Source organism: Rhizobium sp. X9 (assembly GCF_018873185.1).
Lineage (GTDB): Bacteria > Pseudomonadota > Alphaproteobacteria > Rhizobiales > Rhizobiaceae > Agrobacterium > Agrobacterium oryzihabitans.
Genome location: NZ_CP071311.1, coordinates 2570541 through 2594140, shown reverse-complemented (window position 1 = coordinate 2594140; position 23600 = coordinate 2570541). Strand labels below are relative to the sequence as shown.

At 59.4% G+C, this 23600-nt stretch carries 17 protein-coding genes; 11 read left to right on the top strand and 6 right to left on the bottom strand.

What is annotated here, in order from left to right; all coding sequences use genetic code 11:
• Positions 1–114 precede the first annotated feature (114 nt).
• From JZY08_RS12540 to fdhD, 8 genes are all read left to right on the top strand, one after another.
• Positions 115–2331: a primosomal protein N' gene (locus JZY08_RS12540; RefSeq protein ID WP_216330332.1), complete on the top strand. Its 2217-nt coding sequence runs from the start codon at positions 115–117 to the stop codon at positions 2329–2331.
• 80 nt (positions 2332–2411) lie between these two features.
• Complete coding sequence (locus JZY08_RS12535) at positions 2412–2798, top strand: phage infection protein (protein ID WP_003492369.1); 387 nt, start codon at positions 2412–2414, stop codon at positions 2796–2798.
• 261 nt (positions 2799–3059) lie between these two features.
• Positions 3060–3626: a F0F1 ATP synthase subunit delta gene (locus tag JZY08_RS12530; RefSeq protein WP_175414380.1), complete on the top strand. Its 567-nt coding sequence runs from the start codon at positions 3060–3062 to the stop codon at positions 3624–3626.
• Positions 3626–5155 (top strand): F0F1 ATP synthase subunit alpha, encoded by a 1530-nt coding sequence (gene atpA, locus JZY08_RS12525; protein ID WP_003492364.1) that lies wholly within the window; start codon positions 3626–3628, stop codon positions 5153–5155. The genes JZY08_RS12530 and atpA overlap by 1 nt, the downstream gene beginning before the upstream one ends.
• 30 nt (positions 5156–5185) lie before the next feature.
• Entirely contained in the window at positions 5186–6064 is an 879-nt protein-coding gene (locus tag JZY08_RS12520) for a F0F1 ATP synthase subunit gamma (protein ID WP_003492362.1), read from the top strand.
• 23 nt (positions 6065–6087) lie between these two features.
• Entirely contained in the window at positions 6088–7542 is a 1455-nt protein-coding gene (atpD, locus tag JZY08_RS12515; RefSeq protein WP_026363767.1) for a F0F1 ATP synthase subunit beta, read from the top strand.
• Positions 7543–7671: 129 nt separating this feature from the next.
• The gene (locus tag JZY08_RS12510) at positions 7672–8082 is read left to right on the top strand and encodes a F0F1 ATP synthase subunit epsilon (RefSeq protein WP_003492358.1); all 411 of its coding nucleotides are present in this window, start codon (positions 7672–7674) and stop codon (positions 8080–8082) included.
• A gap of 269 nt (positions 8083–8351) precedes the next feature.
• On the top strand, positions 8352–9164 hold the full coding sequence (gene fdhD / locus JZY08_RS12505) for a formate dehydrogenase accessory sulfurtransferase FdhD (RefSeq protein ID WP_216330331.1): 813 nt from the start codon (positions 8352–8354) through the stop codon (positions 9162–9164).
• Positions 9165–9217: 53 nt separating this feature from the next.
• Here the strand turns inward: fdhD and JZY08_RS12500 are convergent, their stop codons facing one another.
• The 5 genes from JZY08_RS12500 to JZY08_RS12480 form a co-directional block, all read right to left on the bottom strand.
• The gene (locus tag JZY08_RS12500; protein ID WP_253204023.1) at positions 9218–10990 is read right to left on the bottom strand and encodes a methyl-accepting chemotaxis protein; all 1773 of its coding nucleotides are present in this window, start codon (positions 10988–10990) and stop codon (positions 9218–9220) included.
• A gap of 300 nt (positions 10991–11290) precedes the next feature.
• Complete coding sequence (locus JZY08_RS12495) at positions 11291–11767, bottom strand: chemotaxis protein CheW (protein WP_003504949.1); 477 nt, start codon at positions 11765–11767, stop codon at positions 11291–11293.
• Between the two features lie 266 nt (positions 11768–12033).
• Positions 12034–16194 carry a translocation/assembly module TamB domain-containing protein gene (locus tag JZY08_RS12490; protein WP_216330329.1) on the bottom strand — a complete coding sequence of 1387 codons (4161 nt, stop codon included), beginning with the start codon at positions 16192–16194 and terminating at the stop codon, positions 12034–12036.
• Positions 16195–16239: 45 nt separating this feature from the next.
• Positions 16240–18165 carry an autotransporter assembly complex family protein gene (locus tag JZY08_RS12485; RefSeq protein ID WP_216330328.1) on the bottom strand — a complete coding sequence of 642 codons (1926 nt, stop codon included), beginning with the start codon at positions 18163–18165 and terminating at the stop codon, positions 16240–16242.
• Positions 18166–18340: 175 nt separating this feature from the next.
• Positions 18341–18592, bottom strand: coding sequence for a YMGG-like glycine zipper-containing protein (locus JZY08_RS12480; RefSeq protein ID WP_003492347.1), 252 nt, complete (start codon positions 18590–18592; stop codon positions 18341–18343).
• Between the two features lie 370 nt (positions 18593–18962).
• On the opposite strand from JZY08_RS12480, the gene hemA reads away from it, so the two are divergent.
• Positions 18963–20180: a 5-aminolevulinate synthase gene (gene hemA, locus JZY08_RS12475; protein ID WP_035241168.1), complete on the top strand. Its 1218-nt coding sequence runs from the start codon at positions 18963–18965 to the stop codon at positions 20178–20180.
• 39 nt (positions 20181–20219) lie between these two features.
• Here hemA and dxr read toward each other — a convergent pair whose 3' ends face one another.
• Positions 20220–21413, bottom strand: a complete 1194-nt coding sequence (dxr, locus tag JZY08_RS12470; RefSeq protein ID WP_216330327.1) for a 1-deoxy-D-xylulose-5-phosphate reductoisomerase — start codon at positions 21411–21413, stop codon at positions 20220–20222.
• 186 nt (positions 21414–21599) lie between these two features.
• On the opposite strand from dxr, the gene JZY08_RS12465 reads away from it, so the two are divergent.
• Both JZY08_RS12465 and JZY08_RS12460 read left to right on the top strand, forming a co-directional pair.
• Positions 21600–22301, top strand: coding sequence for a phosphatase PAP2 family protein (locus JZY08_RS12465; RefSeq protein ID WP_216330326.1), 702 nt, complete (start codon positions 21600–21602; stop codon positions 22299–22301).
• Between the two features lie 33 nt (positions 22302–22334).
• Complete coding sequence (locus tag JZY08_RS12460; protein ID WP_164056408.1) at positions 22335–23597, top strand: FAD-dependent oxidoreductase; 1263 nt, start codon at positions 22335–22337, stop codon at positions 23595–23597.
• The last annotated feature ends 3 nt before the right edge of the window (positions 23598–23600 follow it).

The following is a 23600-nucleotide window of genomic DNA, read 5'->3' as shown; positions in this document are numbered from 1 at the left end:
GCATTTGGTTAAGGCCTGCGTCTGCGCTTTCTATCTGGCGTGGACTTTGCGGGAGCCAGACATTACATCCGGGCGGTTTCCTTTTTCACCTCGCCGGGGCATGGTCGCCACATCATGGCAAAAGATTCGTCCGATCTGTTTGGGGCTCTGTTCGACCCGCCGTCGCCCACGCGCACGGTGCCCGTTCTTGTGCCCATGCCGGCGCCGGGACCCTACAGTTACGCCGTGCCTGAAGATATGGTCGTGGAGACCGGCTCCGTCGTTCAGGTGCCGCTCGGCCCGCGGCAGGTCTTCGGCGTGGTGTGGGACGATGCCGGAGAAAAGAGCGTCGATCCGAAGAAGCTGCGGCCCATCACCAAAAGTTTCGAGTGCCCGCCGCTGAAAACGGAAATGCGGCGCTTCATCGACTGGGTTGCCGCCTATACGCTTTCTCCCCCCGGCCTTGTGGCACGCATGGCGCTTCGAGCGCCCGCCGCCTTCGATCCCGAGCCGATGATCGAGGGACTGCGACTGACCGAAGGCAGGCCGGAACGTCTGACGCCTGCCCGCGAGAGGGTGATGGAACTGGCGGCCGAGGGGCACGGCTGGACGAAGAGCGGGCTTGCCCATGCAGCCGGCGTCTCCACCAGCGTTGTCGACGGTCTCGTCAAGCAGGGTGTGTTCGAGACGGTTTTTCTGCCTGCGCCGCCCGTGGTCGCTGAACCTGATCCTGATTATGCCGAGCCTCGACTGGAAGGCCCCCAGAGACAGGCGGCATCGGAAATTCTTGAGGATGTCCGCAAGGGCGGTTTTCATGTTTCGCTGATCGACGGCGTGACCGGCTCCGGCAAGACGGAGGTCTATTTCGAAGCCGTGGCCGAGACGCTGAGGCAGGGCAAGCAGGTCCTTATCCTGCTACCCGAAATCGCGCTAACGGCGGCGTTTCTGGATCGATTTCACGATCGCTTCGGTGCACGGCCGGCGGAATGGCATTCGGATCTGTCGCCGCGCATGCGCGAAAAGGTCTGGCGGCAGGCCGTGACGGGCGAGGTGAAGGTGGTTGCCGGTGCCCGCTCGGCGCTTTTTCTCCCCTTCGACAATCTTGGTCTCATCATCGTCGATGAAGAGCACGATCCGGCCTACAAGCAGGAGGACCGCGTCTATTATAATGCCCGCGACATGGCAGTGGTGAGAGCAAGGATCGCGGATTTCCCGGTGGTGCTGGTGTCCGCTACGCCCTCGGTGGAAAGCCAGGTCAATGGCAGTTCTGGCCGCTACAATACCATCCACCTGCACACCCGCTTCGGTGATGCGGCGATGCCCGACCTGCACCTTGTCGATATGCGCCGTCATCCGCCGGAAAGGGGAGGGTTCCTGTCACCCGTCCTGCTGCGCGGCATCGGCAAGACTATCGAGAAGGGTGAGCAGGCTCTGCTTTTCCTCAATCGCCGGGGTTATGCGCCATTGACGCTCTGCCGGGTCTGCGGCCACCGTTTCCAGTGCCCGCAATGTTCCAGCTGGCTGGTGGAGCACCGGTTCCGCAACCAGTTACAATGCCACCAGTGCGGTCACAGCGAGCCGACGCCCGACCATTGCCCGGAATGCGGTACCTTCGATCATCTGGTCGCCTGCGGGCCGGGGGTGGAGCGGATCGCTGAGGAAGTGGAGAGACATTTCCCCGAGGCCCGGACCATTGTCCTCTCTTCCGATCTCATGGGCGTCAAGCGGCTGCGTCTGGAGCTTGAGGCCATCGTCAAGGGGGAGGCCGACATCGTCATTGGCACGCAGCTCGTCGCCAAGGGACACAACTTTCCCCTGATGACGCTTGTCGGCATTGTCGATGCCGATCTCGGCCTTGCCAACGGTGATCCGCGCGCGGCGGAGCGGACGTTTCAGCTGCTCTCGCAGGTGACAGGGCGCGCCGGGCGCACGGGCTTGAAGAGCCATGGCCTGTTGCAGACCTATCAGCCGCAGCATCCCGTCATGCAGGCGATCGTTTCAGGGGATGCATCGGCTTTTTACGAAAGGGAGATCGTGGAACGGGAAAAGGCCGTTCTGCCACCCTTCGGGCGTCTTGCCTCGGTCATTGTCTCCGCCGATACTCGTGCCGAGGCCGAAACCCATGCGCGGGGCTTAAGGGCGGCAGCACCGCAGGTTACGGGCATCATGCTGCTTGGCCCGGCCGAAGCGCCGCTGGCGCTCATCCGTGGTCGGCACCGCTTCCGTCTGCTGGTGCACGGGCGGCGCAATTCCGACATGCAATCCTTCCTTCGAACGCTCCTGGCAAACGGGCCGAAGGAGCGGGGCAGCGTGCATGTACAGCTCGATATCGATCCGCAAAGTTTCCTTTGAACTTTATCGACAGGGGCGTTTTCCCGCTGTCATGACCGTGTCATAACGCAGCAGGCGAAAAGAATGATTTGGGGAACGAGATGGAGTTTTATTTTCCCGCCGAGTTCGGCGAGCAGCTGGCCTTTGGAGCGGCTGCGATATCGGCCGTGATCGGCCTGTTTTTCATGTTTGCACCGGGCATGACGCTGCGCGCCTTCGGCCTGCAACCGGCTGGCGAGCGCAGGGACGGTTACACGCTCGTGCGCTCCTCGCTTGCCGGTTTTTATCTCGGCCTCGGCGCTGCCGCTCTGCTTCTGGCGCAGCCGATGGTCTATCTTGCTTTCGGCGCGGCCTTCGCCCTGAGTGTCTTCGGTGGCATTCTCTCCATTCTCTCCGATGGAGGCGCAACCATGCGAAATTGCTTACTCATGGTTGTGCATTTTCTCCTGGCCGCATTGTCGTTGAGCTACGTGTTTGGACTGGTCTAAACCGGGCTTTTTGGCTTTTCTGCCGCACCAGACCCGCATCCTGAGCGAAATCGGAAAATTTAAACGCATTCCCCCTTGCCCAAACGGCGCTTTCCGCTATTACGCGTGTTGCGAGTCCCGGCGTCCTATGCTAGACGGACCGCGAAATTGGGAAAAGGCAGGGGGGAATTCCGGTCTTTTTCGGGGAAATTGAAACGATTTCAAGAATTTGATGCGGTGGATCGCCACCGTTGATAATCTTGGACGATTAGCAGGGAAAAAGTGCCCGTGGCAGATACCTCCCATGGAACATCCGGTGTAGCGGAAAGGTATGCGTCGTCGCTTTTCGAGCTTGCTTTGGAAGCGGGTGCGGTCGAAGCGGTTGGAGCCGATCTGGACAAGTTCGGCGCACTTCTCGACGAGAGCGACGATTTGAAGCGTCTGGTTGCGAGCCCGGTGTTTTCCGCCGAGGATCAGTTCAAGGCAATCACCGCAATCTGCGAAAAGGCCGGCATTGCGGGTCTTGCCGTCAATTTCCTCAAGGTTGTTGCCAATAATCGCCGTCTCTTTGCCGTTCCCGGCATGATCCGCGCCTACCGCACCATTGCCGCTGCCCATCGCGGCGAAATCACCGCCGAGGTCACCTCGGCACATGCGCTCGACGAGGCGCAGGAAACTGAACTGAAAGCGGCGCTGAAGAGCGTTACCGGCAAGGATGTGACGATTTCCGTTACCGTCGATCCGTCGATCCTCGGGGGCCTGATCGTCAAGGTCGGTTCCCGCCAGATCGATACGTCTCTTCGCACCAAACTTTCCACCCTTAAGCTTGCACTGAAAGAGGTTGGCTGATGGATATCCGCGCCGCGGAAATTTCCGCAATTCTGAAAGATCAAATCAAAAATTTCGGCAACGAGGCGGAAGTCTCGGAAGTCGGTCAGGTGCTTTCCGTCGGTGACGGTATCGCCCGCGTTTACGGCCTCGACAATGTTCAGGCTGGCGAAATGGTCGAGTTTCCCGGCGGCATTCGCGGCATGGCGCTCAACCTCGAAGCCGACAACGTCGGTGTGGTTATCTTCGGTTCGGACCGTGACATCAAGGAAGGCGACACCGTAAAGCGGACTGGCGCTATCGTTGACGTTCCCGTCGGCCCGGAACTGCTCGGCCGCGTCGTTGACGCGCTTGGCAACCCGATCGACGGCAAGGGCCCGATCAATGCCGCCAAGCGTTCGCGCGTTGACGTCAAGGCTCCCGGCATCATTCCGCGCAAGTCGGTTCATGAGCCGATGTCGACCGGCCTCAAGGCCATCGACGCCCTCATCCCGGTTGGCCGCGGCCAGCGCGAACTCGTCATCGGCGACCGCCAGACCGGCAAGACCGCGATCATTCTCGACACGATCCTGAACCAGAAGGCCATTCACGATAATGGTCCTGACGGCGACAAGCTTTATTGCGTTTACGTCGCTATCGGTCAGAAGCGTTCGACCGTTGCCCAGTTCGTGAAGGTTCTGGAAGAGCGCGGCGCGCTGCAGTATTCGATCATCGTTGCTGCTACCGCTTCCGACCCGGCTCCGATGCAGTACCTCGCTCCGTTTGCTGGTTGCGCCATGGGTGAATACTTCCGTGACAACGGCAAGCACGCTCTCATCGGCTATGACGACCTTTCCAAGCAGGCCGTTGCCTATCGTCAGATGTCGCTCCTGCTGCGCCGTCCTCCGGGCCGCGAAGCTTATCCGGGCGACGTTTTCTACCTTCACTCCCGTCTTCTGGAGCGCGCTGCGAAGCTCTCCGACGAAATGGGCGCTGGTTCGCTGACGGCTCTGCCTGTTATCGAAACCCAGGGTAACGACGTTTCGGCGTTCATTCCGACCAACGTGATCTCGATCACCGACGGCCAGATCTTCCTTGAAACCGACCTGTTCTACCAGGGCATTCGTCCGGCCGTTAACGTCGGTCTGTCGGTTTCGCGCGTTGGCTCCGCCGCCCAGATCAAGGCGATGAAGCAGGTTGCCGGTTCGATCAAGGGCGAGCTTGCCCAGTATCGCGAAATGGCCGCCTTTGCCCAGTTCGGCTCGGACCTCGACGCGTCCACGCAGCGCCTGCTCAACCGCGGCGCCCGCCTGACAGAGCTTCTGAAGCAGCCGCAGTTCTCTCCGCTCAAGACGGAAGAACAGGTCGCGGTGATCTTCGCCGGTGTCAACGGCTACCTCGACAAGATCCCGGTCGCACAGGTCGGCAAGTTCGAGCAGGGTTTCCTCTCCTACCTCCGCTCGGAAGGCAAGGCGATCCTCGACACCATCCGCACGGAAAAGGCAATCAGCGACGATACCAAGGGCAAGCTCAAGGGCGCTCTCGATACCTTCGCGAAGTCTTTCTCGTAATTAGGGCTCTTTTACTCGGACGGATAACGGATGCCTTCACTTAAGGATCTGAAAAACCGCATTGCCTCCGTGAAGGCGACGCAGAAGATTACCAAGGCGATGAAAATGGTCGCCGCGGCGAAGCTTCGGCGCGCCCAGGAAGCTGCGGAGGCCGCCCGGCCTTATTCTCAGCGCATGAGCGCCGTTCTTGCCAACATCGCCAAGGCGGTTGAGGCGGACGTTGCTCCGGCGTTGATGACCGGCACCGGCAAGGACGACGTGCATCTGCTCGTCGTCTGCACGGCCGAACGTGGTCTTTGCGGCGGTTTCAACTCGCAAATCGCCCGTTTTGCCCGCGATCAGGCCCGCAAGCTGATTTCCGAAGGCAAGACGGTCAAGATCATCACGGTCGGCAAGAAGGGTTATGACAGCCTTCGCCGCGAATTTGCAGCCAACATCATCGAGCGCATTGAACTGCGCGACGTGAAGAAGGTCGGTTTTGAAAACGCCGACCAGATCGCCAAGAAGGTGATCTCGCTCTTCAACGCGGGTGAATTCGACGTCTGCACTCTGATCTATTCGGAGTTCAAGTCCGTCATCAGCCAGATCCCGACCGGCCTGCAGCTCATTCCGGCCGCAACGCCTGTTGTGGAAGAGGATGAAGTGACGCAGAGCGCCGTCTACGAATACGAGCCGGATGCGGCTTCTATTCTGGAAGACCTTATTCCGCGCAACATTTCGGTTCAGGTTTTCCGGGCTCTGCTCGAAAACGTTGCCGGTGAAATGGGCGCCAAGATGAGCGCGATGGATAATGCAACGCGCAATGCCGGTGAGATGATCAACAAGCTGACGCTTTCCTACAACCGTCAGCGCCAGGCTCAGATCACCAAGGAACTCATTGAAATCATTTCGGGCGCGGAAGCGCTCTGAGGTAAGGAAAGAGGGTAAGGATAATGGCTAAGGCAGCTACCCCCAAGAAAACCGCAGCGGTGAACGGCGCGGGCAAGGTTACCCAGGTTATCGGCGCTGTTGTCGACGTGGCGTTCGAAGGCGAACTGCCTCCGATCCTGAACGCGCTCGAAACCGAGAACAACGGCAACCGCCTCGTTCTGGAAGTCGCGCAGCATCTCGGCGAAAACGTCGTACGCACGATCGCCATGGACTCGACCGAAGGTCTTGTCCGCGGTCAGCCGGTCAGCAACACGGGCGCTCCGATCGAGGTTCCGGTCGGTCCTGAAACGCTCGGCCGCATCATGAACGTCATCGGCGAGCCGGTTGACGAAGCAGGCCCGATCGTTACGGCCAAGAAGCGCGCCATCCACCAGGATGCGCCGTCTTACGTCGAGCAGTCGACCGAAGCACAGATCCTCGTCACCGGCATCAAGGTCGTCGACCTTCTGGCTCCTTACGCCAAGGGCGGCAAGATCGGCCTGTTCGGCGGCGCCGGCGTTGGCAAGACGGTTCTCATCATGGAACTGATCAACAACGTCGCCAAGGCGCACGGTGGTTACTCGGTATTCGCCGGCGTGGGTGAGCGTACCCGCGAAGGTAACGATCTCTACCACGAAATGATCGAGTCCAACGTCAACAAGCTTGGCGGCGGCGAAGGCTCCAAGGCTGCGCTCGTTTACGGCCAGATGAACGAACCGCCGGGTGCCCGCGCCCGCGTCGCCCTGACCGGTCTGACGATCGCTGAAAACTTCCGTGATGAAGGCCAGGACGTTCTGTTCTTCGTGGACAACATCTTCCGCTTCACGCAGGCTGGTTCGGAAGTGTCGGCTCTGCTCGGCCGTATTCCTTCGGCCGTGGGCTACCAGCCGACGCTCGCAACGGACATGGGCCAGATGCAGGAACGCATCACCACCACGAACAAGGGTTCGATTACCTCGGTTCAGGCTATTTACGTTCCCGCCGATGACTTGACCGACCCGGCACCGGCCACCTCGTTCGCGCATCTTGACGCAACGACGGTTCTGTCGCGTTCGATCGCCGAAAAGGGTATTTACCCGGCTGTTGACCCGCTCGACTCCACCTCGCGCATGCTCGACCCGATGATCGTCGGTGAAGAGCACTACGAGGTTGCCCGTAAGGTTCAGTCGACCCTGCAGCGCTACAAGTCTCTCCAGGACATCATCGCCATCCTCGGCATGGACGAACTGTCGGAAGAAGACAAGCTGACGGTTGCCCGCGCCCGCAAGATCGAGCGCTTCCTGTCGCAGCCGTTCTTCGTTGCTGAAGTCTTCACCGGTTCGCCGGGCAAGCTCGTTGCGCTCGAAGACACGATCAAGGGCTTCAAGGGCCTGGTCAACGGCGAATACGACAACCTGCCGGAAGCCGCTTTCTACATGGTCGGTTCGATGGAAGAAGCCATCGAAAAGGCAAAGAAGCTGGCTGGCGAAGCTGCCTGATCATGAATTGGCGGGCGCGTGGTTCAACCGCGCGCCTTGCCAGCAATGACGGCGAAACCGAAATGGTGAGGCCGGCGTTGTAAAAGACAAGTCCGTGACGCCCGCGTAATTGAAAAGAAGTGAATAGCCATGGCTGACAGTTTCAAATTCGATCTCGTTTCCCCGGAACGTCTGCTCGTTTCCGAAACGGTTACGGAAGTCGTCATCCCGGCTACGCTGGGTGAGATGACGGTGCTGGCCAATCACGCGCCGACCATGACGACGATCAAGCCGGGTCTGGTGACGGTGAAGTTTGCCTCCGGTGAAACGCATAAATACGTCGTTTTCGGCGGTTTTGCCGATATTCTTCCGACGGGCTGCACGCTTCTGGCGGAATCCGCCGTTTCGGCCGACGATATGTCCCCCGATACGCTGCAGAAGCGCATCGATGCGGCCAAGGCTGAAATCGAAGAAGGCAATCACCACCACGAGCATCTGACCAAGCTTGAGAAGCATCTTTACGAACTGACGAACCTGCATGAGGTTCTCGTCGCTGCTTGAAAGCACCGGGCGGGTTCGAAAGAATGACTGCCCACACAATATCAAACCAGAAAAGCGGCCGCTTCGGTCGCTTTTTTGTTTTAAGCCGGTGCCTGTCTCTCGGGATGAGGGGAAGAAGTCCCCCTCCGTAAGGTCCCTGCCTCGATCGACGCGCTCAACGGCCTGAAATAGATTCCGATTTTCCGGGCCTTGGGCTAGAGGTGATGTTGAGAAGAAATGCAGCTTCTGTCAGCCGCGAGCGGAGAGAGGTGCCTTCTTGCAATGGAGGGATGATCGTGTCGGCAAAGGCAAGTTACCGAAGGGTCGCAAGAACTGCCCTGCGACAGGGCATAGTCGCCGCGGGTGAGCGATCCGTGCCGGAAGAGGTGCCCGTTGCCTTTTCTTATGGTGGCAGCACCCATGCCGTGATGATGGCGAGCCCAGCCGATCTTGTCGATTTCGCCATCGGCTTCAGCCTCACCGAGGGTATCATATCGGCGCGTTCGGAAATCCTCTCGGTAGAGGTGATTGAAGCAGGGCAAGGCTTTGATGTTCAGGTGGATCTGCGGGATGCGGAAGCAGACGCCCTGCGGGCGAGACGGCGGCATATGGCGGGACCGGTTGGCTGCGGTCTTTGCGGTATCGAATCCATCGAACAGGCCGTGCGCCTCGTGCCCGATTTGAGTGGCGCGGAACTATCCGTTGAGGGTCACGAGATCGTCGCCGCAATGAAGGCGCTCAATGATGCGCAAGACCTCAACCGCGAAACGAGGGCCGTTCACGGTGCGGGGTTCTATAATCCCGAAAAGGGTCTGCTTGCTGCGCGCGAGGATGTCGGCCGCCATAATGCGCTCGACAAGCTTGCCGGCGCTGTCGTCAACGCCGGCATATCAGCCAGGGCGGGCATCTTGGCTGTCACCAGCCGCCTGTCGGTGGAAATGGTTCAGAAGACGGCGATCCTCGGCAGTCCCGTTCTGGCGGCAATTTCGGCCCCCACCGCGCTTGCCATTGAAACCGCCGAGAGAGCAGGCATCACGCTTGTCGCTTTGGTGCGGGGTGAAGACTTCGAAATCTTCACCCGTGCGGACCGCATTATTTTATAACGCCAGGGGCCACCATCTGTCGGTGGCCTTCCGGCCTGGTGCGCTGTTAATATCTAAAACTCCGCCCATTCTGCCGCCACGTTCCCATGAGATCTCGCTGCGGAATATCGCTGTTGCGGTGCTGGCAGCCTGGTGACGATGGCTGGCTTTCTGTCGCCCGATTGCGCAGACGATGGCGAAGCCACATGCGAGATTCTGAACTGACGCAGCAATTCGTGTAGCGTTTCAGCTTCATTGGCGAGGCCGTGGCTGGCGGCGGTGGTTTCCTCCACCATGGCGGCGTTTTTCTGGGTTGCCTGATCCATGACGTTGACGGCCTGGTTGATTTCCCTCAGCCCATTCGCCTGTTCGCGCGAGGCTTCGACGATGGCCGAGACATTGGCATCGATTTCGCCCATCTGGGACTGAATATCCCGCAGAGCGCCGCCGGTTCTGCCGACCAGATCAACACCATTGGCCACCTGTTCGCGCGAGGTGTTGATAAGGGACTTGATCTCCTTGGCCGCAACGGCGGATCGTTGTGCAAGTTCCCGGACCTCCTGTGCCACGACGGCGAAACCCTTGCCCGCTTCACCGGCACGGGCAGCTTCGACGCCTGCATTCAGGGCAAGAAGATTGGTCTGGAAGGCGATGTCGTCTATGACGCCGATAATGTTGGTGATTTCGCCGGAGGAGCGCGAAATCGCATCCATGGCGGAAATTGCCTGCTGAACGATTTCACCGGAATGCTCGGCATGATCTTTCGTGCGCAGCACCAGCTTCCCGGCTTCGCCGGCGCGCTGGCTGGCATCGGTGACGGTGGTGGTGATTTCTTCCAGCGCGGCTGCGGTCTGCTCCAGCGAGGCGGCCTGCTGTTCGGTGCGTTGCGAGAGCTGATCCGCAGCTATGCGTATCTCGCCCGAGCCGGATGCGATTGTCGAGGCGTTGTGGGCGATCGTCTGCATGGTGGTCTGGAGCTTGCCGACCACGTCGTTGAAGTCGTGCCGAAGCTTCTCCATGCTTGGCACGAAGCTATTGTCGAGCCGCTGCACCAGATCGCCCTCGGCCAGCGCCTGCAGGGCATCGGCAAGAACCGTAATGGCGCTCATGCGCGGCGTGACGTCGGTTGCGAATTTTACGACTTTCACCACCTTGCCCGCCTCATCCAGCACCGGATTATAGGCGGCTTGGATCCATATCTCCTTGCCGTTCTTTCCGTAGCGTACGAACTCGTCAGAAATGAATTCTCCCGATGCCAGCCGCGGCCAGAAATTGGCATAGGCCGGAGACGCTGCGTAAGCGGGATCACAGAACATGCGGTGGTGCTTGCCCTCGATTTCCTTGAGGTCGTAATTCACCGTAGCGCAGAAATTCGGATTGGCGGTGATGATCGTGCCGTCGGGGAAAAATTCGATGGTGGCCTGAGAGCGGGAAAGCGCCTCGAGCTTGCCGGCGTCTTCGACGGCCTTGATCTTCTTGGCGGTGATATCGGTCGCGATCTTGATGACCTTGTAGGGTTTGCCCGAACGGAAGACCGGATTGTAGGACGCTTCGATCCAGATGACCGAGCCGTCCCTGCGGATGCGGCGATATTCCTTGGCCTGAAATTCGCCTCGGCCGAGGGATTCCCAGAATTCCTGATAGCTGCGCGAGGCTGCAAGATCCCGGTCGCAGAAGATGCGATGATGTTTGCCGACGATCTCGGCGAGCTCATAGCCGAGCGCCTTGCAGAAATTGCTGTTTGCCGTGAGAATATTGCCTTTAAGATCGAATTCTATAACCGCCTGCGATCTGGATATCGCATCGAGCATGTTTCGGTTATCTGCGCTTTTCCCTAACCCCAGCATTGGACGTCCCCCAAATATCGGTCCACGGTGCGGCGAACTACACTGTTATGCGGTTCACGCCGTATTAGTTTGAACATCGGACAGGTTCTGCCGCCGAGGCGGCAATTCAGGCACTTGCGACTTCTTGGCCTCGGTCGGGCATCCTTTTAGTGTGTACTGATCTTCGGCCTTTAATATTAGATATCTATAATATTAAAATGTTCTTATTTGATAAAATGAGATCAGCACAAAAAACAAAAACCGCCGGGCTTGTGCTCCGGCGGTGCTGTCTTATTGTCGATAATCGAAGCGAAGGGCTGCTTAGGCCGCGAGATCTTCCGCTTCTGTCCCCTTGAACATCTTTGCAAGGTTCAGGAAGCAGATCATGCCATGTTCGTTGGCGATGATGCCTTCGGAATAGGACTTGTCGAAAGAGGCGGAGATTTCCGGAACCGGCTGGACCTGATTTGCCGGGATCGTCAGAATGTCGGACACGCGGTCGACGAGCATGCCGATGACCATGTTGTGCACTTCAGCCACCACGATGGCGCTTCTCTCATTGGCGACGGTGCTCTTCATGCCGAGCTTGTGGGCCAGATCGATGATCGGAATGACCGAGCCGCGCAGGTTCATGACGCCGATGACGTCTTTCGGCGCGTGGGGAATGGGCGTGGAAGGCGCCCAGCCGCGAATTTCGCGAATGGTCGTCGTCTTTACGCAGAATTCCTGATCATGCAGGCGGAACGCGATGATTTCGAGCGTCTCACCGCCAAAATTGGTAGAGTTAATCATTGCCATCAGAATTCTTCCCAATGCTCGCTGTGGAGGCCGGCGCAAGTGCACCGACACTTGCATATGCGGATTTGGCGTTCTGCCTGGTGCCTGAACAGCCGGAAACAATATTTCCGTCTTCATTCAATGATTCTTACCATGAGATGGTTTCGCAAACCTAAATGCGGACCGGCCTCGGAGCGTTTTCGCTTTTCTTCGAATCGCGAAAACACTCTCCCTTTGATTCTGCGCATTGTCCGGACGTAAAATCGCTACGCACTTTTACTGGAATGCTAGTATTCCTTCTCGTAAAATATGCCGGCAGCGCCTTCGCCATCGCCGCCTGCTTCACCGCGCAATTTCACACCGCGCCCGACATCGAGGTTGATTATGGCTTTGGCGCCGGAATCGCCGCTTTGCTGCAATTCGAGATAGGTTCTTTCATTGAGATATTTGCCGGCGGAAACGCGGGCCTGGCCTTCGGAATCCGTCGAGATATCAAGATCGTCGACGCCGAGATTGCTTCTGAGCTTGTCGAACAGCGAGGTGGAGCGTCCGCCGGCAAGCTGGGCGGCGGCATCCGCCAGCCGTGCGATCTGCAGGGCGGAGAGTTTCGACATGGACTGACCGAAGATCAGCTGGGCCATGACTTCATCCTGCGGCAGGGCAGGGGCCGAGGAGAAGGCGAATGTAGGGTCGTTGGCATTGCCGGAAACCGCGACCGTGACGGTGGTTGAACCGACCGTCGAGTCCGCCTTCATATCGAGAACCGGGATGAGGCCGCCACCGAAGCTGATGTTGCCGGTGGTGAAATCAAGACGACGGGTGAGGATTTCCAGCCTGCCGCGACGCATTTCAAAGCCGCCGGAGATGACGGGAACGGCCGCCGTGCCCCGGATCGTCAGATTGCCCGTCAACTCGGCGTCGATGCCGCGTCCGCGTACGAAGATGCCGCTTGGGGCGTTCACCTGCAGATCGAGATTGATGGTGGAGGAACTGCCGCTGCCGCCCTGATCGCCACCCAGTGCTTTTGCCTGCGCGCGTACCTTCGGTGGGGCATTCTTGTGTTTGACGTCGATTTCCGTCAGTGAGGCCGGAAGCTTTTCGGGAATGGTGATGGCGCTCCTGTCCAGCGTCAGGTTGCCGCCGAGCACGGGTGAGTTCAACAGCGGGCCTTTCAGCGTCAGCGTACCGCTGACCACCGTCGTTACCAGCGTGCCGTCATTATAACCGGCGCGATCCAGCGTGATCGAAATATCTGCGGGGAAGCCCGAGCCACCGGCTATGCCGACGCTGCCGGTTCCCGAGATTGTGCCGCCGCCTGCCAGCTTGCCCGTCAACCGGGAAATGACGGCGCGGTCGCGATCGAAAGTGATGGTTGCACCCAGTCCATTGACGGTCAGGTTCCGGCGCACGTCGGTCAGGCGCGTGCCATCTGTGGTGATGCTACCGGTCACGACGGGTGCGGATGCGCTGCCGGAAATCTTCACGTCGATGGCGGCTGTGCCATTCACATCGAGGCCCTGGGCGGCGGTCTGCGCGGCAACCGCAGAGAAGGGCAGCCTTCCGGTAAAGGCCATGGAAAGCGGGCGATTGCCGGCAATGCCAAGGGAGCCGCCGCCCGCAAGCGACATGCCGCCCTGACCGGTCACATTGGTGTCGATCTGCAGCGTACCGCCGGCAAAGCGGCCGTTCGCCTTGATGCCAAGCGCTGCAAGCCCGGCGGCGCGGGTCTGCGAGACCTCGGCATTCGCCCAGTTCAGATTATAATCAACCGAGGGGTCGGATGCCGCCCCCTTGGCGCTGACGGTGCCGGATATGCTGCCGGCCGCATCCAGCCCGGCGGCGAAGGCGTTTGCCAGGCTTGCGGGAAGCGAACGGATATCGGCATTGATGTCGAGCGTCGATCCGGCAGTACCGTTGACCTCGACGCGCCCGTCGCCTGTGATGATGGTCAGACCGGAAATGCGGGCCGTGCCGTTCTCGATCGCGATGGTGCTCGGCTTTTCGAGCCGCACGGCGATGCCCTTGGGGGCGGCGGAAAAGGCGTCGATCCGCACGGTCATCGGCGAGCCGCCGGTATCGGCGCTGCCTTTTGCCACCAGCGGCGCATTGTCGTAGCGGCCGTTGACGTCGAATTGCGTTGTGGTGCCGGAATGGCCGATGGTCGCGTTCAGTGCGGAAATCGATGCAGCACCCGCATTGACGCTGTCGGCACTGACCTTGCCATTGATGGCGAGCGCCTGCAGGTCATCGATGGAGATATCGGCAGCCAGCTTGGAGATCGTCGTCGTGCCCTGACGGATGGTGCCGCCATTCGCCTTTATCGTTGCGGCAATCCGGTCATTTTCGTTGCTCAGCGCTATATCGCCGGCAACGTCGCCTTCCGCCTGTTGTGCGGCAAGGGCTGCCAGCAGAGCCAGATCCGGGAAGTTGAAGGAAAGATTGCCGGAAGGGAGGAACTGCTGCGAAAATTGCAGCTGCCCGTCCAAGATATTGCGGCCCACCGCGACGTGAAGCTCGGGGATCGCCGTGCCGTTTTCGGTCTGCACCACATTGGCGTTGGCGTCGATCTTCTGCTGGTCGAGGCTGCCGCTGGCCGTCAGTTTCGCCTGCGGGGCCTTGGGATCGGCCTTGCCAGAGGCATTGACCTTCAGCGCTTCGAGTTTTCGTCCGGCAAGGATCGCACTTTCGGAACTCAGGGTGACATTGAAATCAGGTGCGGCGAGCGCGCCGCTGGCTTCGATTGCAAAATCGGCAACGCCTTTGGCCTGCGGCGTCAGCTTTTCGAGCGCCGGAAATTTACCTGTCAGATTGGCGCTCAACGCGTCGTTTTCGAGGCTGACATCGCCGGCCGCTTCGATCGTTCCGGATTTGACCACGAGGTTCTGAACGCTGGTGCGCCCGCCAATGATCAGGTCGATATCGCCCTGGAGAGCGATGGTGGTATCGAATTTTTCGGCAAGCGCCGGCGGCAGGGTGGCGGGCAAAGCGAAAAGCTGCACGCTGGATGTCAGGCGATTATTGGCAAGGTCGAAACTGCCGTTCAGCGTTCCGCCCACACTGGCGCTTTCCAGCGTCGCGCCGTCAAAGCCAATGGCGGAAGAGGTGAGGCGGAGCGGCGCCTTGATGGTGACGGGCGCGCGCACGAGCCGGTCGATATCCGGGCTGACGAAGGACGATTGCGCGACGGAAAGGACGGTCTGGATGGTGCCGCTCTGGTCGGCAATATTGAGATCGGTGCTTTCCGCCGTCAGCTTGATATCGTCAAGCTTGCCTTGCGGCAAAGAAAGGCTGCGCAATGACGCCGTGGTCTTGAGATGTGCGGCATCGGCGTTGCCTTTCAGCGAAAGATCAAGCCCGTTGATGAGGGCCTGAACCTCGCCATTGTTCAGCGGCCAGCGAAAATCTACCGGACCCGCTGTGCCGATGAGGTTCGCACTAAGATCGTTCTGACCGTTTGGATCGACGATGCCGGAGGCCGTCAGCAGCAGGGTGCCGGTTTCCAGCGTGCTGCTGCCGATTTCTATGCGGTTCTGCGGAGAAAGCGTGGCGTTCGCATCGAGTTTCGTCTCGCCGGCAAAAAGCTGGCGGAAGGCAGGGGGCAGAAGCAGATCCGGCTGGCCGCCGCCGGCAATCTCGATGCGGCGTGTGCCGTCGTCGGCAAGAAGATGGCGGCCCGTGACATTGAGGATCTGGTTGCCTGCGACATTGCCGCGCAAGGTGCCGGTCCAGTCGGAAAGCGGCCCTTCGCCGTTCACGTCGATAGCCACGGCTGGCGTGCCGGGAAGGGAAAGCAGCGTGGCGAGAAGCCCGCCCTCTGGCTCTTTCATCTCCGCTTTCAGCTTCAGCACATTTTCATTCGGAAGAAATGCGACATCCGCATTGACGGAGGCATTGGGAGCATTCAGCCGGTTGGCCGTGAGCGACAGCCGCATATCGTCCTGCGCCGCCTTCAGATTGCCTTCGGTCGTCAGGTCGAAGGGGCGCCCGAGAAGCGACTGCCCGAGGCTGATATCGGGAAAGCTGAAATTATCGATGGCGATTTCGATTGGCAGCGAGGAATTGCCGGCGCTTTTCGTCGCTGTTTCCTGTGCGGGAAGCGGCTTACGCTCGACATCGATCGATCCGGCCGACACACGGTCGGCATGGAAAGTGCCGGCAAGCAGAGAGAGCGGCGACCAGTCGACGGCAATCTGGTTTACACGGGCATAGGCTCCCTGCCGGTCCGAAAGGGTGACGTTGTCGAGCCGCAGGCGGCCAGTCAGAAGACCGCTGGGCGGGGATATTTCAATCGTCTGATCGGGCGTGGATACGAGCGATGAAATCTGTTTTGCGGCAATTCTGGCACCCATCGGTGTAAAACCGACGAACAGAACCGCAAGCAATACCAATACAACGCCGCACAATGCAGCGTAGCCCAGCCATTTCAGCAATCGAATCAACGTTTTCATCAAGGGTAATCTACACTCTGTTGTAAGGGTGTTCGACTGCGGCGTTTAAAAAGACTGGCCGATGCCAGCATAAATGCCGAAACTGTTGCCGCCATCATATTTATCAAGCGGCATGGCAACATCGAGACGCAGAGGCCCGAAGGGCGTCGCGTAACGCAGACCAATACCGGCGCCAGCCCGGATATCGGAGAAATCGGGGGTCACTTCGTCCGAAACCACGCCGGCATCGATGAAAGGCACGATGCCGATCGTATCAGTGACCTTGATGCGGGCTTCGACGGAGCCTACCACATAAGAGCGGCCGCCGGTTGCATCCCCGTCTGCATTATAGGGCGATATTTCCTGGTAGCTATAGCCGCGAACCGAGCCGCCGCCGCCGGCGTAAAAACGCCGGGTGGTCGGTATGTCCTGCAGGTCGCTGCCGCCGACCAGCACGCCGCCCGAAAGCTTTCCGGCCATGATCAGCCGGTCTTCGGCGCCGAGCCCCTTGTAGCCCGTGATGGAGCCTTCGAAGGAGGAAAAGAACGTGCCGTTCAGCGCCTCATAGCTGGGCTTCGCCGCTACCGATGCACGGAAGCCTTCGGTGGGGTTGAGCTTGTCGTCGCGTGTATCGCGCACGAATTCCAGCGGTATGGAGGTGGTCAGATATTCGTTCTTGCCGAAAGCATCTTCGGTATCGGCCCATTGGACCTCAAGACCGGCGGCCGCGGTGTCCGTATCGTTCAGCTCATAGCTGAAACCGGCCGTTCCCGTCAGCGTCTTCGCCTCATAGGTATCGGGATGCTCGGTCTTGGCGATAAGGCTGGTCTTGAATGTAGTGCGCGGATTGAACATACCGGGCTTGGTGAAGGTGATGCCCGCCGAATAATCCATGCCTTCGACGCTGGATGCTTCGGCGATGCGCGAAACCGAGCCCTCGATGCGCAGCGATTCCGCCTGTCCGAACAGGTTCCGGTGGCCCCAGTAGCCCTGGAGGCCGATACCTTCGGTGGTGGAATATTGTGCACCGACACCGAAATAACGGTGCTTGCCTTCCGACACCTCGATGGTGAGCGGAATGGTGCCGTCGCGCGAAAGCGTTCCGGCTTCCTTGATTGTCAGGCTGGAAAACACGCCCAGCTGGCGCAGCCTGTCCGCAGCCTTGCGCAGCTTTTCCGGCGAATAGGGCTCACCGCCATTGAGGCGCGAATAACGGCGGATGAAGTCCCCATCGACGGTTTTTTCACCGGTGACGGTCACCTCTCCGAGGGGGGCAATAGGCCCGCCTTCGGCGGCCATGGTAATGTCGACCGTATTCGTCGCGTGGTTTGCGACCGCCTCGCGTTTCGTCAGCTTTGCAAGCGGGCGGCCTTCGGCTTTCAGATCCTCGATCAGCTTGTTGCCGGCGCGGATGATTGCCAGAGATCCGGCATCGCCGCCGGTGATGAGACCGTATTCTTCAAGGTTGCGTCCCGTCACATCGCCTTCAAGGCGGACGCTGCCGAGCGTGAATTTAGGACCCGGCGTCACCGTTATGACCACCGGTACGGGTGCGCTGTGGTCGAACACAGGATTGGGGGGCAGATCGTCCACGTCCTTGCCGGCGACGGTGACCTTGACGATGCCGCCATACCGCGCGTTTTCATAGAGAGCTGCGATCAGCCTGTCCCTGTCATCTCTTGCCTTTATGAGAAGGCCAAGATCGCCGGAGGCGGGTTTGTCCTTGTCTGCCAGAAGGAGCGAGCTGTTCTCGAGGCTGCCTGTCAACGATTTGTCGGCATCGGGCGCGTTGAGCGTGACGGCATATTTGACCGGATTGATAACCTCAACCTCCGGTTCTTCCGAACCCCAGAGGCGCACACCGAACAGTTTGAAGGCAAAGGCGTCGCGGGCAAAAGCCGGATACAGGGCGAACGCCATGGCAACCGCAAGAGCGGTGCCAGCTTTCCGATACGCAATACCTGTCTTCGGGTTAGTCCGTTTTCTTCGCATAAGCTGCTTTATGGTTGAGCATTTATTTTGGCTCTAACCCGTTTCCTGTCCGTTAACATTGCAATTTAATCATAAATAAACGGCGTTGAGGACCCTTTGGCTTGCGTTTTGCCCGTCTTAACGCAAAAAGCCCCGGGTGACCGGGGCTTCTGTGCAACGGTATTTCGCGATGCGATTAACGGCAACGCGCCGTGTAACGCTGACCGTACTGGTCGCGATAATAGCAATAGCCCGGCTCGGATGCATTGCCGATCAATGCGCCGCCTACGCCGCCGATCGCTGCGCCCACTGCCGCGCCACGAACATTGCCCGTGATAGCGCCGCCAAGGACCGCACCGGAAACGGCACCGATCGAAGCTCCCTTTTCAGTCTGCGTGCAGCTTGCAAGCGACAGGCCGACCAGCGCAAATATGATTGCCTTTTTCATGAAACTCTCTCCAACGTTACAATGAGCTCTTCGGCTCGGTAGGCGTCCCATATTTATCTGCGGCGACTGCTACCTCCGACCGCCACAGATAACTAACAATTCGATGCCGTTTAGGGAAGCCTCGAGTTCAGGCATTCCTCCGAGCGTAAATCGATTGCGTCCCAAACAACGGCGCGTCGCGAAAAAGGTTACAAAATTCGCGGTTTTTTGATGTGAATCAATTTTGTACTTTTCATTGGGTTCTATAAACGGTTTATTGGAATGGTTCAAAACAACGGCGAATTGACGCAGACGCGGTTAAAGTGGCCCAAAAGGGTTGACGGTCCCGATGTCGGGGGAGAAAACGATCTGGTCAATTCTGGAGCATGGCATGGACTTCGAGGCATTTTTCACGGCGGAACTGCAGAGCCTGCATTCTGAGGGACGCTATCGCGTTTTTGCGGATATCGAGCGCCAGCAGGGCAATTTTCCCCGCGCGACACGGTACAACGCCAATGGCGAGCGCAAGGACGTAACGGTCTGGTGCTCCAACGATTATCTCGGCATGGGCCAGAACCCGAAAGTCATCGAAGCCATGAAAGCCGCCATCGATCACTGTGGCGCGGGTGCGGGAGGCACCCGGAATATTTCTGGCACCAATCATTACCATGTCCTGCTTGAACAGGAACTTGCCGATCTGCACGGCAAGGAATCGGCGCTGATCTTCACCTCGGGTTATGTGTCCAACTGGGCGACACTCGGTACGCTCGGCCAGAAAATTCCCGGCCTGATCATTTTCTCCGATGCGCTGAACCATGCTTCGATGATCGAAGGCATCCGTTACGGCCGTTGCGAGCGGGTGATCTGGAAGCACAATGATCTCGAAGATCTCGAGGCGAAACTCAAGGCGGCCGATCCGAACGCGCCGAAGCTCATCGCTTTTGAGTCTGTCTATTCGATGGACGGCGATATCGCGCCGATCAAGGAAATCTGCGATCTCGCCGATCGTTACGGCGCCATGACCTATCTCGATGAGGTTCACGCCGTTGGCATGTACGGACCGCGCGGCGGCGGAATTGCCGAGCGCGAAGGTCTCATGGATCGCCTGACGATCATCGAAGGGACGCTCGGCAAGGCCTTCGGCGTGATGGGCGGTTATATTACCGGCTCTACGGCGGTCTGCGACTTCATCCGCTCCTTTGCCTCCGGTTTCATCTTCACGACGGCCCTGCCGCCGTCGCTTGCCGCCGGCGCGATTGCCTCGATCCAGCATCTGAAGGCAAGTCCCTTCGAGCGCGCCCGCCATCAGGATCGGGTGCGCAAGCTGCGGGGTCTTCTCGACGCGCGCGGCATTCCGCATATGGACAATCCAAGCCATATCGTGCCCGTGATGGTCGGTGATGCTGCCAAATGCAAATGGATTTCGGATATCCTGCTCGACAATCACGGCGTCTATGTGCAGCCGATCAACTATCCGACCGTGCCGCGCAAGACAGAGCGCCTACGCATCACGCCGACACCGCTGCATACCGATGCCGACATCGAGCAGCTGGTCGGTGCATTGCACCAGCTCTGGTCGCATTGCGCGCTGGCTCGTGCAGTGGCCTAAGGCCGCAGTTCAAATATCAAGAGAAGAACGGGGCCGCGTTTACGCGGCCTTTTCTTTGGTGGCGATCAGTTCGCGCGCGTGGTCCCGGGCTTCGTCGTCCGCCGCGAACACATCGTCAATCGTTACGCCGGATCGGCCATCATGCATACGGTCCATGACCGTTTCGACGATCTCGGCCATATCGAGAAACCCGATGCCGCCCTCGACGAAGGCGTGAAAGGCGGTCTCCTCGGCTGCGTTCAGAGCCGCGCCCTGCAGGCCCCCGCGCTCCAGCGCCGTGCGCGCCAGACGGAGCGCCGGGAACCGGTTCTCGTCGGGCGCTTCGAAATCGAGCCGCGCCAGTTTTGCAAAATCCAGACGCTCGACATTGAGATTGCCGCGCTCGGGGTAGGTAAGGGCATAGGAGATGGCGGTTCGCATATCGGGCGACCCGAGTTGTGCGATGTAGGAGCCATCGCTGTAACCGACCATTGAATGCACGATCGACTGCGGGTGGACGATCACCTCCACCTGATCGGGCCTGAGGTCGAAGAGGTATTTCGCCTCGATCATTTCCAGACCCTTGTTGAACATCGAGGCGCTGCCGATCGATACCTTTAACCCCATCGACCAGTTGGGATGGGCGCGGGCGATATCCGCCGTAACATTGGCCATCTGTTCACGCGACCAGGTGCGGAACGGTCCGCCGGAAGCCGTGAGTACGATGCGCTCCACGGCCTGTTTGTGTTCGCCCGTCAGGCACTGGAAGATCGCGCTATGTTCGCTGTCGACCGGGATCAGCCTGCCGCCGCCCTGTTTGACCGTGCGCAGGAAAACATCGCCCGCCGAAACAAGGCATTCCTTGTTGGCAAGTGCTATATCCGCGCCGCGCCGTGCGGCCGTCAATGTCGGGGCCAGACCGGGTGTTCCGGCAATCGCCGCCATCACCCAGCCTGCCTCCATCGAGGCCGCCTCTTCGAGGCCGGATTTGCCTGCTGCAACCTTGATGCCGGTGCCGGAAAGTGCGGATTTCAGCGCCTCGTATTTGTCATCCTCGGCAGTCACCGCGAGCTCAGCGCCGAATTCGCGCGCCTGTTCCGCCAGAAGGGTGATGTTGCCTGCGCCGGTGAGCGCCATGATCTCGAATTGGCCACGGCCCCCCAGCTGACGCACGACATCCAGCGTGTTCGTTCCGATCGAGCCCGTCGAACCCAATATCGTCAGCTTGCGTGGCATTTCACTGGCAGTCGTCATCTTCAGTCCGTCGGTCGTTTCCGGTTCGCACCTTCCGGTGCATGACATTCCCCGAAACCGCTACACAGTTTCGGGCGACATGCATTAGCCTCTACTCGCGAAAACCAGCCATAACAAGGACAAAGCCCGGCTATTGTTTTTGTGGACGGCAAAGCCATATGCAAGAAAAACGATGAGAGGATATTGATGCGACGTTTCCTTGTTTCCAGTGGTTGGATTTTTGCGGCAAGCATTGTGCTGGTTCTGGTCTTTATTCCTTTCGACCCGCGCCTTTCGGAACGTGCCCAGGCCCTGCCGGGAACGATCGTTTCCTTCAATCGCTCCATTACCGATTTCGGAACATTCAGCTGGATGCTCTATTCCACGGGGGCTCTCGCAATCCTTGCCTATGTCGGCGCGCGCGTTTTGCAGGCGCGGACCTATGCCGGGCAGCTGCGAACCGCATGGCGGCTTCTCGCTTATTTCTTCCTGACGATCGGTACGGCCAGCATTCTCGTCCACACGCTGAAATTCCTGATCGGGCGGGCGCGGCCGGAGCTTCTTCTGGAGATGGGCGCCTACAGCCTCACGCCCTTCACCGGCGACAATCTCTATGAAAGTTTCCCCTCCGGCCATTCGACCGCTGCCGGGGCATTTTTTGGCGTCTTCGCCATGCTGATGCCGCGCTTCCGCTGGGTGTTTCTCCTGCTTGCCCTGGTCATCGGCGTTTCGCGCGTCATTGTCGGTGCGCATTATCCAAGCGATGTCGCCGCCGGGCTGTTGCTTGGCATGTGGACTGCCATGGCCTTCGCCTTTATCTTCGCCCGATCCGAAATGCTTTTTCGCTTCGATGCGCACGGCTGGCCGCAGCCGAAAAATGCAACCCTTCCGGCGGCGGATTCACGATAAAGACCTTTAAAGGGACGGAAACGGGGGAAGGTGATGGAAGAAGCGAAAGTCGTAGCGGAAAATGACGGTAGTGGTGTTCAACACATCCGCACGTCGGTCGTCGTGGCGGGCGGCGGGCCGGCCGGCCTGATGCTCGGCCTGCTCCTTGCCCGCAGCGGCATCGATGTCACGGTGGTCGAGAAACACGGGGATTTTCTGCGTGATTTTCGCGGCGACACCATCCACCCTTCCACGCTGGAATTGATGGAGCAACTGGGTTTTATCGATGAGTTCCTGAGTCTGCCGCATACACGCGCGCCACGGCTGAACGCAGTCATTGGCGGCGAGCGCATCACGATCGCAGATTTTTCGCGGCTGCCGGTCCGGCATCGCTTCATTGCGTTCATGCCGCAATGGGATTTTCTCAATTTCATCGTCGGCAAGGCCGGGCAATATGAAAATTTCCGGCTGCTGATGAATGCGCCGGTGACCGGCCTGATCGAGAGGGACGGGCGTATTGGCGGTCTCATCGTCAATACGCCGGAAGGCGCGATCGAGATCGCCGCTGATCTGGTGGTGGGCGCGGACGGCCGCAATTCCATCGTCCGAGAGGCGGCTGGCCTCGAAGTGCAGCGCTTCGGTATACCGACCGAAGTGCTGTGGTTGCGCCTTTCGAAACAGCCGGGTGATCCAACCGAAACCATGGGGCATGCGGGCTCGCAGCAGGGTTTCGTGATGATCAACCGCGGCGACTACTGGCAATGCGGTTATGTGGTGCGCAAGGGCTTTTTCGCGGACATAAAGCTGCAGGGAATTGAAGCCTTCAGGGACAGGGTCGCGGAAATCTGCCCTTTCCCGCGCGAGAGGCTCGATGAACTCAAAAGTTGGGATGACGTGCATCTCCTGACCGTTCGTATCGACCGGTTGAAGCGCTGGTGGAAACCAGGCCTCATCTGCATCGGCGACGCGGCCCACGCCATGTCGCCTGTTGGCGGTGTCGGCATCAATCTCGCTGTTCAGGACGCCGTGGCCGCGGCCAATGTGCTCGTGCCGGTGTTCTTGTCCGGCCGGGCCGTTGCCGATGATGATCTCGCCGCAATCCAGAAACGCCGGTCCTTTCCGACCAAGGCCACACAGTTTCTGCAGCGGATGATGCGTATCGGCCGCAAGAAAGAGCAGGCGGATACGGATAGGGTGGAAAAGCCCAAAGGCCCGCCCGCCTTTGTGCGGGCGATCATGCGATTTCCGCTTTTTGCCCATTTGACAGGCCGGCTGGTGGGGCTGGGCTTTCGTCGGGAAAAGATCAAGACGGTGTAACGC

Bases quoted from the DNA above. Each gene is read 5' to 3' on its own strand.
- JZY08_RS12540 (WP_216330332.1), top strand. From the start codon at position 115: ATGGCAAAAGATTCGTCCGATCTGTTTGGGGCTCTGTTCGACCCGCCG.
- JZY08_RS12535 (WP_003492369.1), top strand. From the start codon at position 2,412: ATGGAGTTTTATTTTCCCGCCGAGTTCGGCGAGCAGCTGGCCTTTGGA.
- atpA (WP_003492364.1), top strand. From the start codon at position 3,626: ATGGATATCCGCGCCGCGGAAATTTCCGCAATTCTGAAAGATCAAATC.
- JZY08_RS12520 (WP_003492362.1), top strand. From the start codon at position 5,186: ATGCCTTCACTTAAGGATCTGAAAAACCGCATTGCCTCCGTGAAGGCG.
- atpD (WP_026363767.1), top strand. From the start codon at position 6,088: ATGGCTAAGGCAGCTACCCCCAAGAAAACCGCAGCGGTGAACGGCGCG.
- JZY08_RS12510 (WP_003492358.1), top strand. From the start codon at position 7,672: ATGGCTGACAGTTTCAAATTCGATCTCGTTTCCCCGGAACGTCTGCTC.
- fdhD (WP_216330331.1), top strand. From the start codon at position 8,352: ATGATCGTGTCGGCAAAGGCAAGTTACCGAAGGGTCGCAAGAACTGCC.
- JZY08_RS12500 (WP_253204023.1), bottom strand. From the start codon at position 10,990: ATGCTGGGGTTAGGGAAAAGCGCAGATAACCGAAACATGCTCGATGCG.
- JZY08_RS12495 (WP_003504949.1), bottom strand. From the start codon at position 11,767: ATGGCAATGATTAACTCTACCAATTTTGGCGGTGAGACGCTCGAAATC.
- JZY08_RS12490 (WP_216330329.1), bottom strand. From the start codon at position 16,194: ATGAAAACGTTGATTCGATTGCTGAAATGGCTGGGCTACGCTGCATTG.
- JZY08_RS12485 (WP_216330328.1), bottom strand. From the start codon at position 18,165: ATGCGAAGAAAACGGACTAACCCGAAGACAGGTATTGCGTATCGGAAA.
- JZY08_RS12480 (WP_003492347.1), bottom strand. From the start codon at position 18,592: ATGAAAAAGGCAATCATATTTGCGCTGGTCGGCCTGTCGCTTGCAAGC.
- hemA (WP_035241168.1), top strand. From the start codon at position 18,963: ATGGACTTCGAGGCATTTTTCACGGCGGAACTGCAGAGCCTGCATTCT.
- dxr (WP_216330327.1), bottom strand. From the start codon at position 21,413: ATGACGACTGCCAGTGAAATGCCACGCAAGCTGACGATATTGGGTTCG.
- JZY08_RS12465 (WP_216330326.1), top strand. From the start codon at position 21,600: ATGCGACGTTTCCTTGTTTCCAGTGGTTGGATTTTTGCGGCAAGCATT.
- JZY08_RS12460 (WP_164056408.1), top strand. From the start codon at position 22,335: ATGGAAGAAGCGAAAGTCGTAGCGGAAAATGACGGTAGTGGTGTTCAA.